Source organism: Pontibacter indicus, assembly GCF_900156345.1.
GTDB classification, from domain to species: Bacteria; Bacteroidota; Bacteroidia; order Cytophagales; family Hymenobacteraceae; genus Pontibacter; species Pontibacter indicus.
Window position 1 is genome coordinate 373348 of the sequence record NZ_FTPP01000004.1, and the last position, 15158, is coordinate 388505.

10 protein-coding genes are annotated in these 15158 nt (G+C 52.4%); 4 read left to right on the plus strand and 6 right to left on the minus strand.

Annotated features, from left to right (window positions below):
- Nucleotides 1-344: 344 nt before the first annotated feature.
- Nucleotides 345-692 carry a HesB/IscA family protein gene (locus tag B0B12_RS18520; protein ID WP_076672178.1) on the minus strand — a complete coding sequence of 116 codons (348 nt, stop codon included), beginning with the start codon at nucleotides 690-692 and terminating at the stop codon, nucleotides 345-347.
- A 155-nt stretch (nucleotides 693-847) separates the two neighbouring features.
- Between B0B12_RS18520 and B0B12_RS18525 the strand changes: the two genes are divergently transcribed.
- Complete coding sequence (locus tag B0B12_RS18525; RefSeq protein WP_076671970.1) at nucleotides 848-1381, plus strand: DUF7935 family protein; 534 nt, start codon at nucleotides 848-850, stop codon at nucleotides 1379-1381.
- 145 nt (nucleotides 1382-1526) lie between these two features.
- Here the strand turns inward: B0B12_RS18525 and serA are convergent, their stop codons facing one another.
- The 3 genes from serA to B0B12_RS18540 form a co-directional block, all read right to left on the minus strand.
- Nucleotides 1527-3419, minus strand: a complete 1893-nt coding sequence (serA, locus tag B0B12_RS18530) for a phosphoglycerate dehydrogenase (RefSeq protein WP_076671972.1) — start codon at nucleotides 3417-3419, stop codon at nucleotides 1527-1529.
- A gap of 436 nt (nucleotides 3420-3855) precedes the next feature.
- Nucleotides 3856-5004: an N-acetyl-alpha-D-glucosaminyl L-malate synthase BshA gene (bshA, locus tag B0B12_RS18535; protein WP_170871914.1), complete on the minus strand. Its 1149-nt coding sequence runs from the start codon at nucleotides 5002-5004 to the stop codon at nucleotides 3856-3858.
- Between the two features lie 69 nt (nucleotides 5005-5073).
- On the minus strand, nucleotides 5074-7977 hold the full coding sequence (locus B0B12_RS18540; RefSeq protein WP_083704301.1) for a serine hydrolase domain-containing protein: 2904 nt from the start codon (nucleotides 7975-7977) through the stop codon (nucleotides 5074-5076).
- A 408-nt stretch (nucleotides 7978-8385) separates the two neighbouring features.
- Here B0B12_RS18540 and mutL point away from each other — a divergent pair, with 408 nt between their 5' ends.
- The 3 genes from mutL (at nucleotide 8386) to B0B12_RS18555 (ending at nucleotide 12083) form a co-directional block, all read left to right on the plus strand.
- Entirely contained in the window at nucleotides 8386-10212 is a 1827-nt protein-coding gene (gene mutL / locus B0B12_RS18545; protein WP_076671978.1) for a DNA mismatch repair endonuclease MutL, read from the plus strand.
- A 107-nt stretch (nucleotides 10213-10319) separates the two neighbouring features.
- The gene (locus B0B12_RS18550) at nucleotides 10320-11099 is read left to right on the plus strand and encodes a rhomboid family intramembrane serine protease (RefSeq protein WP_076671980.1); all 780 of its coding nucleotides are present in this window, start codon (nucleotides 10320-10322) and stop codon (nucleotides 11097-11099) included.
- A gap of 69 nt (nucleotides 11100-11168) precedes the next feature.
- Complete coding sequence (locus tag B0B12_RS18555) at nucleotides 11169-12083, plus strand: rhomboid family intramembrane serine protease (protein ID WP_083704302.1); 915 nt, start codon at nucleotides 11169-11171, stop codon at nucleotides 12081-12083.
- 543 nt (nucleotides 12084-12626) lie between these two features.
- Here B0B12_RS18555 and mdh read toward each other — a convergent pair.
- Both mdh and tilS read right to left on the minus strand, forming a co-directional pair.
- Entirely contained in the window at nucleotides 12627-13568 is a 942-nt protein-coding gene (gene mdh, locus B0B12_RS18560; RefSeq protein ID WP_076671984.1) for a malate dehydrogenase, read from the minus strand.
- 184 nt (nucleotides 13569-13752) lie between these two features.
- Nucleotides 13753-15084, minus strand: coding sequence for a tRNA lysidine(34) synthetase TilS (gene tilS, locus B0B12_RS18565; protein ID WP_076671986.1), 1332 nt, complete (start codon nucleotides 15082-15084; stop codon nucleotides 13753-13755).
- Nucleotides 15085-15158: the final 74 nt, after the last annotated feature.

Consider the following 15158-nt stretch of genomic DNA (forward strand, 5'->3'; position numbering starts at 1 on the left):
AGATACAAAATTTGATCAGGCTAGATGGTGGGCCGAACCGGATGAAAGGTATAGGATGACTGGAGACCTAATAGCGAGTGAGCTGCTTGTTGGAAAGACCAGACCGGAAGTAGAAAAGTGGCTGGGCACAACGGGAAGAGAGAACCAAAGAAATGCGCGATGGAAATACTACACAGGCCGGTTACCAGGACCATTTTCACTGCAGCCTCATGTACTAAGTGTTGAATTCAAAGCGGATACAGTGGCGAGCGTTACGCAATACGACGACCGCCACTGATAAAAACAACAAAGCCCGACCATTTGGTCGGGCTTTGTCTGTCTACTAAAGAGAAAGGAAGGCAGTTCTAAGCAGAGAATGAGCTTCCGCAACCGCAAGTACTCTTAGCCTGTGGATTGTTGAAAACGAAGCCGCGTGCGTTCAGGCCGTCCTGGAAGTCTACTTCCATGCCCAGTACATACATAGCGTGCTTCTTGTCCATGATCAGGCTCAGGCCGTCCAGGTTGTATACCTCGTCAGAATCCTTCACCTTATCAAAACCCAGCAGGTAAGACATACCAGAGCAGCCACCGCCCTGCACGCCAATACGCAGACCGTATTCAGCGGGCACGTTCTTCTCTTGCATTATATTTTTAACTTCAGCCAGCGCTCTTTCAGTAAGCGCTATCGGTGCAGTTTTTGTTTCAGTTGCCATAGTCTGTTCAAATTTGAAATGGAGCTGCAATTTACGCAATTACTCGCAATTTTGCTGCAGCCCCTTATGTAATAGCAAAACAGCGACTCCCGGAAAATGATTCATGCCAACCTAAATTAATTTTTTCCGATATTTAAGGTTCAAAACGATCGCAAATGGAAGAAGGTACCAATATTATACTTGACATACTCAAGATTTCTATACCTGCCATTCTGGTGGCTGCAGTGGCTTACTCAATGCTGAAAAAAGTGCTCGAGCGCGACTATAAACTGCGTCTGCTGGAACTGCGCCAGAAAAGTGCCGAAGTGGTAACACCTATCCGTCTGCAGGCCTATGAGCGCATTGTGCTTTTGCTGGAGCGCATTACGCCAAGCAACCTGTTGCTGCGGGTGAGCGGCGGAGGCCATACGGCTGCCGAGTACCACCGCATTCTGCTGACCGAGATCCGAAACGAGTTCAACCATAACATGTCGCAGCAGGTTTACATGACGGAGCAAGCCTGGCAGCAGGTGCGCCACGCCCGCGAAGAGGTCGTGAACCTGATTAATAAATCCTACCAGAGCCTGGGCGAAAAGGCAAAAGGCACCGAACTCGCCAAGCGCATCCTGGAAAACGTCCTCAACAACGAAATCGACCCCACCGCAAAAGCTATCAGCTTCCTGAAGCAGGAGATCGGACAGGTGTTTTAAGTTAGAAAGTTGGGAAGGTATAAAGTTTGAAAGTTGTAGCGACGTTACACCATACGTCGTGGTGGGGTAGCAGACAGCATGACATTTGTAGGGACAGGTCGCGACCTATCCCTACCTTGCACAGGCTATACCTTAAACCGTACCCCTAATACAGAATCCGGAACTTGATCGTGGCCGGCACTCGCTTCATTTCCTCGATCACCTTCTCGTTATACAACTTGTCAATGTCAGTGATCACGTAACCGATTTGTTCGTTGGTTTTCAGGTATTGGCCCAGAATGTTGACTTGATTTCCGGCCAGCACGCTGTTGATGTTGGCCAACACGCCCGGCACGTTCTGGTGAATGTGAATCAGGCGATGCGCGTTTTTCAATTCTGGCAGCTGAATGTTCGGGAAGTTGACGCTCTGGTAGCTGTTGCCGGAGTTGATGTACTCCATGATGCGGCTCGGTACAAAGGTGCCGATGTTTTCCTGCGCCTCCATGGTGCTGCCGCCGATGTGCGGGGTGAGGATCACGTTAGGCAGGCCCCGCAGTTCGTTGACAAACTCTTCGTCGTTGGTGGCAGGTTCGTAGGGAAACACATCCACCGCTGCCCCATGCACCTTACCTGATTTAATTGCCTCGACCAGCGCAGGCAGGTCCACAATATGGCCACGGCTCAGGTTCAGGAAGATGGCGCCATCCTTCATGGCCGCAAATTCTTCTTTCCCGAACATACCTGCGTTGCTGGTGCGGCCGTCTACGTGCAGACTCACAATATCCGATATTTCGAGGAGTTGCCGCAGTGTTTCGCATTTGCGGGCGTTGCCGAGCTGAAGCCGTTCAATCACATCATAATAGTACACGTCCATCCCCAGCGCTTCTGCCAGTACCGATAGCTGCGCCCCAATGCTGCCGTAGCCCACTATACCTAGCTTTTTATCGCGCACCTCCACACTGCCCGCCGCTGACTTGTCCCAAATGCCCTGGTGCATTTTGGTGCTCTTGTCCACCACGTTGCGGCACAGCATGATGATCTCGCCGATGGCTAGCTCCACCACACTGCGGGTATTGCTGTAAGGGGCGTTGAACACAGCCACGCCCGCATCAAGGCAGGCGCTCAGGTCGATCTGGTTGGTGCCTATGCAGAAAGCGCCGATGCACATCAGTTTGTTCGCATGCTCGAGCACTCGTTTGGTCACCTGCGTTTTAGAGCGTATACCCAGCACCGTCACGTTTTTGATCCGCTCACACAGCTCATCCTCGCTCAAAGCACCCGACACGGTTTCGATCTGATAGCCTTCGCGCCTAAACAACTCGACAGCCTTCGGGTGCACATTCTCTAGCAACAGTACCCGAATCCGGTTTTTAGGGTAAGAGATGGCCATCGGCAGTTTGTGTTGGTACAGAAATTCGTCCAGGCTCGGCGCCACATTGTCGGCTTTGGCTACTACATTATCGCGCACCACGTTCTCAGTGAAAGCGTAGAATTTGTTGGCCAATCCTGCTTCTTTGATCTCATAGTCAGTATACCCGTCGCCCAGAACGTATACGTCGCCTTCCAACGCCAACTCTTCCAGCAGCTTTATCTTGCCCCGGTCCAGGCTGAGCAGGTTATCTTCATCAAAGCCAATGATGTTGCCCTGCTCGTCAAATTTAAAGGTGTTGGCATAGATATTCTCTTCCTTGATGCCGTACTCGGTCACGATCGGGGTGATGAACTCTTTGAAGCCGCTCGACACGATCAGAATATTATCGGCATAGGACTGGAAGAACGCCTTGTTGCGCTTGATGGAATCCGATACTCTGTTCTGCAAAAGCTGGATCAGCGGCTTCAGGTGACGGCGGTTTGCCTTGAGCAAAGCCAGACGCCTGGATAGGCCTTCGGTAAACGAACTCTTTCCCTCCATGGCGCCATTGGTCAGGTCCCGGATTTGCTGCAGGATCTCCGCCTTGTTCTCTTCGCCTTCGAGCGTGATCTCGCCCAGTTCGTCAAGTGCCTCTACCTGCGTAAAGGTGCTGTCGAAGTCGATGATGTAGTATTGGTCTTTTGCCATGGTTTCGTAGGGTCGTGGGTTTAAGTAAGGTATAGGTATAGGTATAGGTATAGGTATAGGTATAGGTATAGGTATAGCGCGAGCGTCCACGCTCGTGACATGCTACCGTGGGGCCTCTGGCCTCAACATACCGCTATTCTGGATTTCCTAATCCAGAAGTAAATTGTCGGGGATTTCCTAATCCCCGTGTTCCGTTAAACGCAGATTACAAATCCGCAACAGATGGGGATAGGAGCCCTCTTGAGATTTCGGACTGATTAATCCGAAATAGCATTCTTCAGAAAGTGGCTCACATACTTGCAGCCTGAGTCCGCCGGATAGCTCACACTCGCCATAGGCGAGCTAAGGCGCTTTTTATGCACACCAAAGTAAATATAGGACATAAAAAAATCCGGCAACAAGTATAGTAGCCGGATTTTTATCTTTTATGCCTTAATTACAAGGAGTTACCTGTTTCTGCCAATTGCGCGTCGATGGTGCGCTGGTAGAATTGCTCGTAGAGCGGCACAATCGTGTTGATATCGAAATCGTGGGCGCGGGCCAGTGCGTTCGCTTTAAAGGTAGCCAGGTTGGTTTCATCGAGGATGTAGAGGGCGTTTCGGACCATGTCGTTCACATCGCCCACCTCGCTCACAAAGCCTGTCACGCCGTGTATGTTCAACTCAGGTATACCGCCGGCGTTGGTCGAGATCACCGGCACTTCGCAGGCCATTGCTTCGAGGGCGGCCAAACCGAAGCTTTCCTTCTCAGACGGCATCAGGAACAGGTCTGCAATGGAGAGCACTTCTTCCACCGCCTCCAGTTTGCCCAGGAATCGCACATCGTTGTAAATATTCAGGTCACGGCACAGTTTCTCCATTTTGGGGCGCTCAGGTCCGTCGCCCACCATCAGAAGCTTGGATGGTATTTCTTCGCGCACCTTGGCGAAGATCCGGATTACGTCTTCCACGCGTTTTACACCCCTGAAGTTGGAGGTATGCACCAGCAACCTTTCGTTGTTCGGACTGATGGCCGCCCTGAAATGATCTTTCTTCTGGCGTTTGAATTTGTTCAGGTCAATAAAGTTAGGGATCACCTCAATCTCCTTTTCGATCTGAAAGAACTCATACGTTTCGGTACGCAGACTCTCCGACACAGCCGTCACACCATCCGATTGGTTGATACTGAAGGTAACCACCGGCTCAAAGGAGGCATCTTTGCCCACCAGCGTAATGTCGGTGCCGTGCAGCGTCGTGATGACAGGTATGTGGATACCCTTGGTGCGCAGGATCTGCTTGGCCATATAAGCCGCTGACGCGTGTGGTATGGCATAGTGTACGTGCAACACGTCAAGTTTCTCGAAGCGGGCGATGTCGACCATTTTGCTGGCCAGCGCCAGTTCATAGGGCGGGTACTGGAACAGTGGGTAATTGGGGATGTATACCTCGTGGTAGAACAGGTTCTCGTTGAAGAAGTCGAGGCGGGCCGGTTGACTGTAGGTAATAAAGTGTACCTGGTGCCCGTTGAGCGCCAGCGCCTTGCCGAGTTCGGTGGCGACCACGCCGCTTCCCCCGAAGGTAGGGTAACAAACTATTCCGATTTTCATGGTTTTATGCTGAGAAAACAACAAGTGCAGCCCCACGCGGAGCTGCACTTGTCAACAATCTATTCTATGTTAAGTTTTAGGAACAATCGATTTATAAATCACATCATGTATGCGGGTGCGGATATTATACTTCACCAGTTTGGAGTTGCCCGCATCCGGGTATACTCTGTTACTCAGAAAGATGTAGATCAACTGGTTATCCGGGTCCACCCAGGCACCTGTGCCAGTAAAGCCGGTATGGCCAAAAGTTGACTTTGAGGCCAGGTTCGAAGTCGGGCCATTGCCGTCCGGGTCGGGTTTGTCCCAGCCCAGGCCGCGGCGACTGGTGGTAGACTGTCGCTTCGAGAACTCCGCTACCACTGGTGTGTTGTAATATTTGTGCCCGCCGTAGTTGCCGTTTTGCAGGTTCATCTGCAGGAGCACGGCCAGGTCGTTGGCGTTGGAGAACAAACCCGCATGACCGCCCACACCGCCCATCATGGCAGCGCCCTGGTCGTGCACCGTGCCCCAGATCAGGTTTTTGCGGAAGTAATTGTCATCCTCAGTCGGCACGATCACGTCGCGTGAGTGCTTCAGGAGCGGATTGTAGGTCATGGTGCCCAAGCCGAGCGGACCGTAAAAGTTCTGATCCATGAATTCGTTCAGCGGCTGGTTCAGCAATCGCTCCGACATACGCTTGAGAATGTAGAAACCCAGGTCGCTGTACTGGTAATCGTAGGTTTTGGCGGCCTTCGGCTTCACCAGCAAAGGTGAGCGCACGGTCCAGGCCCACAGTGAATCCTCCATCGATTTAATGGAGTAGATGCCCGGCACCACTTCGTTCGGGAACACATCGTTTTGGGCGCTGGCGTAGAAGGTCTGGTTCAGCTGCAGCTTGTCCAGTGTTTTCTGCCAGTGCGGTATACCTGCCCGCAAACCCGACTGATGGGCCAGCACGTCGCGAATCACCAGATTGGCTTTGTTGGTGCCTTTCAATTCTGGTAGGTAAGTGGCTACTTTCTCGTCGAGGTTGATCTTGCCTTGGTCTTTTAGGAACATCACGGCCTGCAGCGTAGCCGCCACTTTGGTGATGGACGCAATGTCGTATACCGTGTTGTTGGTCACCGGCTTTTTCTTGTCGTAGGTATAGTATCCGTACGATTTGTTGAAGATCACAGTACCGTTCTTCACCACGAGCACCTGTGCGCCCGGCGTGGCGGCGTAGGCAATGGCTTCGGTGGCAATGTTGTCGATCTGGGCCAGGGTCCTGGAGTCCATACCTACGCTCTCCGGGGTGCCATACCTCAGGCGGCCGAGCGAAGGGGTGGCTATACCTGTGCCGGCCTTCAAATTAGCCGAAGCGGTTACTGGCAGCTTGCCTTTGGCAGCGCGGGCACCAAACAGCACCTGCGGCACCAGCGACTGTGAGGTCGGGTTGTCTTCGTAGCCTGCCACGAGCCAGTCGCTCTTGTCGAAGTACTTCAGGCTGTAGGCGTTTCCGAATACGGCTACCACTACTTTTTTGTCGGTGCGCTCCTGCAGGTACTTAATGAAAGCACGCGTGCCCAGCCCGATGCCAAAATCGCGGAAAGGCGTATTGTTCAGGCCATGCACGCTTACCACCACCACATCGTGGTCCTGTAGTTTTGAGAAAAGCTTGGTGAAAGCAGAGTCCGCTGCAAAGCGGTCCCGGATATTGAATTTGGTAACCGGCGCATAGTTGCCCAGCGTCTGCTGGAAAATACTGTTAGGGCCTGTGCCAATAGCAACAGACGCAATGCTCAGCGTGTCGAGGTTGCGGAAGGGGATCAGGTTGCCTTTGTTGCGGGCCACCGTTACGGCATGCTCATACAGCTGCTCCTGCACCACATTACTCAACGGACGGTCCACATCCTGCTGCAGATTGGTAAGCGAAATGGGTTTATAGTTGTTCAGGCCAGCCCAGTACTTGGCGTGCAGAATCTTGCGCACCCGCTGGTCAATTTCTTCCTGCTTGATTTGTTTGTTGGCAATGGCCTCGTTGATCTTGCGCACGGCAGTTGGCACGTCCTCCGGGAACAGCAATACGTCGTTACCAGCCAACAGGGCCTTTAAATCCACTTCTCCGGGCTTGTAGAAGCTGCTCACGCCTTTCATGTTCAGGGCGTCGGTAAACACCAGCCCCTTGTACTTCATCTTCTCTTTCAGAAGCCCGGTCACGATCGGCTTGGAGAGCGTGGCTGCCTGGTTTTTGGTGGAGTCAATCTTCGGCATGTGCAGGTGCGCCACCATCACGCCCATCACACCGGCCTCAAAAGACTTATGGAAAGGGTAGAGTTCCACCTCGGAGAGGCGTTTCATGTCGTGGTTCACCACCGGCAGGGTCAGGTGCGAGTCGGTATCCGTGTCGCCGTGGCCGGGGAAGTGCTTGGCCACCGCAATGATGCCGTGGTCCTGCAGGCCTTTGATGTAAGCCACGCCACGGCGGGCCACTTCTTCCTTCGTCTCGCCAAACGAGCGGTTGCCGATCACTGGGTTAGCCGGGTTTACATTCACGTCCAGCACCGGCGAGAAGCTCACGTGCACGCCCATACGCTTCATCTTAAGCGCAATTTCGCGGCCCATCAGGTATACGTACTTGTCATCGGTGAGCGCACCCAGGGTCATTTGTCTGGCGAAATGCATGCTGCTGTCGAGGCGCATGTTCAGGCCCCACTCCGCGTCAAGCGCGATCAGCATGGGCACGCGGGCCTTGCTCTGGAAGCGGTTGGTAAGTTGGGCCTGCCGTACGGGGCCGCCCTGCATGAACATGATGCCGCCCACGCCATAGCGGCTCACAAGCGTGTCGATTGACTGGAAATGTTTTTCGTTTTTGTTAGAGTACGCGGCCACCATAAACAGCTGACCGATACGCTGGTTCGGAGTCATGGAAGTGAAGACGCTGTCTACCCAACTTTGCTCTTTAGAGGCCACCACGATGTTGTCTGACGGCGTCAGAGACATCAGCGGACCCATGCCGAGAAAGATAAGTATAAGTAACCCTAAGCTAAAACTCTTCAACATCCTGTACTGGTATTATAATATTGGAACAAGTCGAAATTACCCCTATTTTTGCAGAAGGCGGCTCAAAAAACGGAAAAAATTATTTCCAGTCTTTTCTGCCCCTGAAGGAGGTATGGCGGCTAGTGCCTGTAGGTGCTCATGCCTCAAGAGTCACTTGTTAAAAAGGCTCCTCTTGTCGAATTCAGAATCCGGACAAACTCTAAATTTCCGGGCACTTTTTGCTACCGGTCTGTAAATTAGTAATAAAATTCGTTCCGAATAAGTTCTGTTTTGACAAAATAGTATATTCAAAAACCCGGCCGATTTCCGAAATTGGGTGCTTTGAATGGAAGATACCACCAAATAGATTTGAAATAGCGGATGTCCGATATTATACACTTATTGCCCGATTACCTTGCCAACCAGATAGCCGCAGGTGAAGTGGTGCAGCGCCCTTCGTCGGTGGTGAAGGAGTTGCTGGAAAACGCCATCGACGCCCGCGCCACAAGCGTGCAGTTGATTGTGAAGGAGGCCGGGAAACAGTTGGTGCAGGTGGTGGACAACGGCATCGGCATGTCGGAGACGGACGCCCGCATGTGCTTTGAGCGACACGCCACTTCCAAGATCAAATCAACCGAAGACCTGTTCCGCATCCGGACGATGGGTTTCCGGGGCGAAGCCATGGCCTCGATTGGGGCGGTGGCGCAGGTAGAGCTCAAAACCAAACCCCACGGCGCCGAAACAGGTACCCGCCTGCTGGTGGAAGGCTCTGCCGTAACTGCACAAGAGCCCGCTGCCGTACCTGCCGGAACCTCCATTGCTGTCAAAAACCTTTTCTATAATGTGCCCGCCCGCCGCAACTTTCTGAAGACGAATGCGGTGGAGATGCGCCATATCCTGGATGAGTTTCAGCGGGTAGCCCTGGCTTACCCGGAAGTGGCCTTTACGCTGCACCACACCGAGGTGGAAATCTTCAGTCTGCCGGCCGGAAAGTTGACGCAGCGCATCGTGGGCGTGTTTGGCAACAACTACAAAGAGCAGATGGCCAGCTGCGAAGAAGAAACGCCCTTTATGAGCGTGCGCGGCTATATTGGCAAGCCCGAGTTTGCCCGGAAAACACGCGGGGAACAATTCTTTTTCGTCAACAACCGTTTCATCAAAAGCGGCTACCTTAACCATGCCGTGATGACGGCCTACGAGGGACTCCTGCCCAAAGACAGCCATCCTTTTTATGTGCTCTTCATCGACATAGAGCCTGAGCGAATCGACATCAACGTGCACCCGACCAAGACCGAGATTAAGTTCGAGGACGAGAAGACGGTCTACGCCATCGTGCATGCTGCCGTGAAGAAATCATTAGGAACGCACAACATTGCCCCTTCGCTTGATTTTCAGAGCGATGTGAATTTTGTGCCGCTGCAGCCGATCCGGATGCCGCATGGGGGAGAGGGCTTCGAGAAAGAAGGCTCCTTCCCGGGTTTTAAAGCGCCTGCCTCGCCTAAAAAAGCGAGTGTCAATGGCTGGGAGCAGCTGTATGAGCCTTTGCGCAACGCGCAGCCAGTGCAGCAAAAAGAGGAGCGTATTACCTCACCGTCAGGTATGGGCCTGCTCGACGATGCCTTTGCGGCACCGATGACTACATCGAGCAAAACTTTGCAGGTGCATCACAAGTATTTGTTGGTGCAGGTGAAGTCCGGCGTGATGATCATTGACCAACAGGCGGCGCAGGAGCGGATTCTTTTTGAAAAGTACATGGCCTCGCTGCAGAAGAAAATGGTGACCTCGCAGGCGCTTCTTTTCCCGCAGACCATCGAGCTTTCGCCTGCTGATTCGGCACTAGTGAAGGAGCTGCGGGCTGAGTTTCAGGAGCTGGGTTTCCAGTTCGAGGACTTTGGCGGCAACACCATCATCCTGAATGCTATACCTGCCGATGTGCAGGCGGCCAACGAGAAAGAGCTGCTCGAGGAGCTGATCGAGCAGTACAAAAACAATCTGGCCACACTCAAGTTAGATAAGCGCGAGAACCTGGCCCGGGCCATGGCCAAGCGCCTGGCCTCCAAACTGCAGCCGCGCATGTCGGAGCTGGAGATGAACTCGCTTGTAGACAAACTGTTCGGCTGCGAAGTGCCCAACTATACCCCCGGCGGACAAAAGACGCTGGTCATCATGGAGCTCGGTCAGCTGCATGAGCTTTTCCTGAAGGGGTAATTTAAATTGTTAACTGGTTGATTGTTAAATTATTGTTTTTTTTCTGAGCTTATACTTGCTCAGGTATAGCAACGACAAAGCAACCGACACAATAAAAATAAGATACGATGTTCAATATAACCCCCATGGTCAGGAACCTCCTGATCATCAACGTGGTGGTGTTCATACTGCAGGCGAATGGTGTGTTCGACTACCGGCCATTTGCACTGCACCACTTCGGCTCCGACTATTTCCAGCCGATCCAGATATTTACGCACATGTTTCTGCATGGTGGCTGGGCGCACTTGTTCAGCAACATGTTCAGTTTGTTCATTTTCGGACCACTGCTGGAGCGGTTTTGGGGTCCTCAGCGCTTTCTCAGCTTTTACCTGATCACCGGCCTGGGAGCGAGCATGCTCTACTCCGGCGTGCGGGCATACGAGTTGAACACAATCGAAAATGAGGCGGTGCAGTACATCGAGAATCCTACGCCGGCGGGCTTCCACAATTTTATGGAATCGCACTACGCGGGCGGCTACGAGAAACGCTTTGCCATAGAGTACCAGCGCAACCCGGATAACGAAGGCTACATCACCGAAAGCAAGAAAGCTGTGACGGCGGTGTTCAACCAAGCCTTCAACATGCCGATGCTGGGTGCTTCAGGGGCTGTTTTCGGCATTCTGATGGCGTTTGGGATGCTCTTTCCGAATCTCGAACTCTTCCTGCTCTTCCTGCCCGTCCCCATCAAGGCCAAGTATTTTGTGCTCATGTATGGGGCTTATGAGCTATATGCGGGCTTTAACAGGGTGCCGGGTGATAACGTAGCCCACTTTGCCCACCTCGGCGGTATGCTGTTTGCTTACATTCTTATCAAAATGTGGCAACGCAACGATTATCAGGATACGTAATAGTAAAAACAACAAGTAAAGGATAGCAAGGCGCAGCAGCCTTTCCGCTCTTTTCAGCTAACAGGTATAATGAGTATTATCCAAGACATAAAAGACTCTTTCCGGCAGCAAAACAACACCCTGAAGCAACTGATTCTGATTAACGTCATCGTGTTTGTGACCTTGATCGTGCTTCGAACGGTGCTGTACCTGACCAGTGGCAGCTGGGCCTACACCGGGCTGATGCGCTTTATCGCGCTGCCCTCTGACCCACTCGTTTTCATTACCCGTCCCTGGACGATCATCACCTACTTCTTTACCCACGAAGGCTTCCTGCACATCATCTTCAACATGCTCAACCTCTTTTGGTTCGGGCAGCTGATTCGGGAGTATTTGGGGGAGAAGAAATTGCTGAGTCTGTACGTTTTGGGAGGTATAGCCGGTGGTTTGCTCTACATGCTGAGCTACAACCTAATTCCCTACTTTGCCGACCGTGCCGCCTACGCCGTGATGATCGGTGCCTCAGCCAGCGTGCTGGCGGTGGTGGTAGCAGCGGCCACGCTGATCCCGAACTATACCTTCAACCTGATCCTGATTGGTCCGGTGCGTATCAAGTACATCGCAGCTTTTCTGGTGATCTTGTCTATTTCCGGGGCCGTGGGCGATAATGCCGGCGGTAACATTGCCCACTTAGGCGGCGCTCTGTTTGGCTGGCTCTTCGTGAAGCAGCTGCAGCGCGGCCGTGACATGGGGCGCCCGTTGCACAGCACCATGGACTTTTTTACCAACCTCTTCAAGCGCCGTCCGAAGCTAAAGGTAACGCACCGCCAAAAAGCGACCGTTGGGAATGATTCCCGCCCTTCCTCCGGCTACCACACTGGGTATGCCGGCAAGCCCAGCCAAATGGAGATCGACCTGATCTTGGATAAGATCTCGGTTTCTGGGTATGAAAGCCTTTCCAAAGAAGAGAAGCAGAAGCTGTTTCAAGCGAGTCAGAAGGATTAAGTAGGTATAGCTTGGTTTTTCGCTTAGCCAGCGGAGCCTTTTTGCAATGGCGCGAGCGTCCATGCTATTGATTACCACTGAGAGGGCTCTAAACCAGTGTAAAGTATGCCTATACCTGGCGTAGCAACTGCTTTTATGTATAATACCGGTACTACTCTGTAGCTTGCCCTGGCCGGGCGGGCTTCACTTTTTTCCTTGATGAAAAAAGTAAGCAAAAAAATCAAGACGCTCCAAACTCGCTGAACGCTCGAACAGTGGAGCGTCGTAAAGTGCACCGGGCACTGCTAGTTGCTGCGTTGGCTCAGTGCAAGTTAGTCTTGCTATACCTGCCAGTGGTATGTACGGTCACAAAATCTACGAAGCTTCTACTTTAGGACTTGCAATAGCAGAAATTCCCCTCTCGGGAGGGGCAGGGGTGGGTTAATCGTGCATCGGAATCCTGTAAATCCTGGGGGTAGGGGCCCTCTATATAAAGATTCAGACAAAAAAAGCGCCGCTCCTTGGCAGAAGCGGCGCTTTTCATATCAAAGTAAGGTATAGCGATTAAGCCTTAGAAGCGTTGATGTTGTCAAGCGCGTCCATTACTTCTTTCACGTGACCACGGGAAGTCTCCAAAAGTTGCTTCTCGTCTTCGTTCAGGTCAAGCTCGATGATGCGCTCAATACCGTTCTTGCCCAGGATTACCGGAACACCCAGGTATACGCCGTCAATGCCGTACTCGCCTTCCAACTTCACGCAAACAGGGAATACACGACGCTGGTCGCGTACGATGGCCTCTACCATCTGAGCAGCTGCTGAACCCGGAGCGTACCAGGCAGAAGTACCCATCAGTTTCACCAGTTCGCCACCACCGTTTTTGGTGCGGTCCACAATTGCGTCAAGCGTTTCTTTGTCGATCAATTCGGTTACCGGAATGCCACCAACCGTTGTGTAACGTGGAAGTGGAACCATGGTATCGCCGTGACCACCCATCAATACTGCCTGGATGTCTTTTGGAGACACGTTCAGGGCCTCAGCTAAAAACGCTCTGTAACGGGCTGTGTCCAGGATGCCGGCCATACCCATTACGCGGGTGCGTGGCAGCTTGGAAGTGATGTGCGCTGCGTATGTCATCACGTCCAATGGGTTAGAAACCACGATGATGATGGCGTCAGGCGAGTGCTTTACGATGTTTTCAGTTACGGACGTCACGATGCCTGCGTTTGTAGAAATAAGGTCATCGCGTGTCATACCTGGCTTGCGTGGCAGACCAGATGTGATCACCACCACATCAGAACCAGCAGTCTTGCTGTAGTCGTTGGTTACGCCAACTGTGCGCGTGTCATACAGGTTGATGGGGGCTTTCTGCCAGATATCAAGCGCTTTGCCCTCAGCAAAACCTTCTTTAATATCCACTAAAACTACTTCGTTCGCGATTTCGCGGTAAGCCAATACATCGGCGCACGTTGCACCCACGTTACCAGCTCCAACTACGGTTACTTTCATTGTAGGATATACTTTAATTATGGTTTGAGATTCGGTTTACTTCCGTAAAATTATAAAAATCTATTGGAAAACTTCGTTTTCGTATCAAGTATCAAGACACAAGTAGCACGACTTTTTTTCATTCACCAAACACACTCCAGCGAGGTCTTGATACTTGATACGTGTGTCGTGATACGAAAAAGCACTATGTGCTGCGCTTCAGCGTAATCTCCAGCACCTGCTCCGTCTTTTCCGTCACTTTAAAGCGGTTGTCGAGCCGCTGGCCCACAATCCAGGCAATGGACTGGTCTGATACCAATACCAGCGTTTTAGCTTTAAGGTTGGCCGGAACCTTCTTGTCGATCAAAAAGTCACTGATTTTCTTTTTGCCGTTCATGCCCAGCGGCACAAACCAGTCGCCCTCCTGCCAGGCGCGCAGCCGCAGCGGGAACTTGAGCAGACCCGCGTCCAGGGCAGCTACATGGGGTTTGGTGTTGAGCTTGTATTCGTTAGTCGGTACGTAGCGCAAGGTCAGCTGCACGTGGGCCTCGTTTACTTCAGTCTGACCTTCCGCTATTGTTACACTGCCAAATCGAACCAGGTTGCGGGGTGTGATGACCAGTTGGTCGCGGTCCTTTACCAGGGTATGGCTCGGCGAGTCGAACTGCTTGCCAGGTATACCATCCAGTGCTTCTACCAATTCCAGCACCACACTGTAGCTGAAGTTGAACGGGCGCAGCAGCTCGTGCAGCACCACCGGCAGGCCGGTCGCGTTTTGCAGCGGCACCAGCGACAGGTATACCGCGTCTTCCGCCTCCTTCAAACTTTGCTGGCGCAGGTTGTCGATGTAGGCGTGCACGATGGCCTCGGCCTGGCTGACCCGCTCGGCAGTATGCTGCATGGTTTCCTCCAAGTTCGGGTTGATCTCCTTGAGTACCGGAATCACTTCATGCCGGATTTTGTTGCGCTGGTACTTCGTCGTCTCGTTGGAGGTGTCCTCGCGCCAGATCAGTCGCTGCTCCGTTACAAAGTCATAAATATCGTCTTTGGTGACGGTGAGCATCGGGCGGATAATGTGCCCGTTCTTTGGCGGTATACCATGGAGGCCGGCTATACCTGTCCCCTTGGTCAGATGGAGCAATACAGTCTCTGTCAGGTCGTTGCTATGATGGGCAGTGGCAATATAGTCGTAACCTTCCTGCTGGCGCACCTGTTCAAACCAGGTATAGCGTAGCGTTCGGGCCGCCATTTGTGTCGAGAGTTTTTCTTGCGCGGCAAAGGTACGGGTGTCAAAATTTTCGGTGAAAAAGGGTACCTCGTACTTTTTGGCCAGCTTTTTGGCGAAAAGTTGGTCGGCTTCCGCGTCTTCGGCACGCAGCCCGAAATTACAGTGCGCAATGGCAAACGTATACTTGAGCTGGTGCAGCAGTTCGCAGAGCACCACTGAATCGATGCCGCCGCTCACGGCCGCCAGTATTTTGCTGTCGGGGTTGCAAAGGGTGTGAGATTGGATGAAACCGGAAACTTTCTGTAGCATAAGGCAGCGGCTGGTATATTTTTTATAATTTTGAAGTTAAGAACAGGTAAAGGCCGCAGGTATAGGAACGCCGG

Excerpts from the sequence above, each read along its gene's own strand:
- B0B12_RS18550 (WP_076671980.1), top strand. The coding sequence starts at position 10,320 with ATGTTCAATATAACCCCCATGGTCAGGAACCTCCTGATCATCAACGTG.
- B0B12_RS18520 (WP_076672178.1), bottom strand. The coding sequence starts at position 692 with ATGGCAACTGAAACAAAAACTGCACCGATAGCGCTTACTGAAAGAGCG.
- serA (WP_076671972.1), bottom strand. The coding sequence starts at position 3,419 with ATGGCAAAAGACCAATACTACATCATCGACTTCGACAGCACCTTTACG.
- B0B12_RS18525 (WP_076671970.1), top strand. The coding sequence starts at position 848 with ATGGAAGAAGGTACCAATATTATACTTGACATACTCAAGATTTCTATA.
- B0B12_RS18555 (WP_083704302.1), top strand. The coding sequence starts at position 11,169 with ATGAGTATTATCCAAGACATAAAAGACTCTTTCCGGCAGCAAAACAAC.
- mutL (WP_076671978.1), top strand. The coding sequence starts at position 8,386 with ATGTCCGATATTATACACTTATTGCCCGATTACCTTGCCAACCAGATA.
- tilS (WP_076671986.1), bottom strand. The coding sequence starts at position 15,084 with ATGCTACAGAAAGTTTCCGGTTTCATCCAATCTCACACCCTTTGCAAC.
- mdh (WP_076671984.1), bottom strand. The coding sequence starts at position 13,568 with ATGAAAGTAACCGTAGTTGGAGCTGGTAACGTGGGTGCAACGTGCGCC.
- bshA (WP_170871914.1), bottom strand. The coding sequence starts at position 5,004 with ATGAAAATCGGAATAGTTTGTTACCCTACCTTCGGGGGAAGCGGCGTG.
- B0B12_RS18540 (WP_083704301.1), bottom strand. The coding sequence starts at position 7,977 with ATGGGTCCGCTGATGTCTCTGACGCCGTCAGACAACATCGTGGTGGCC.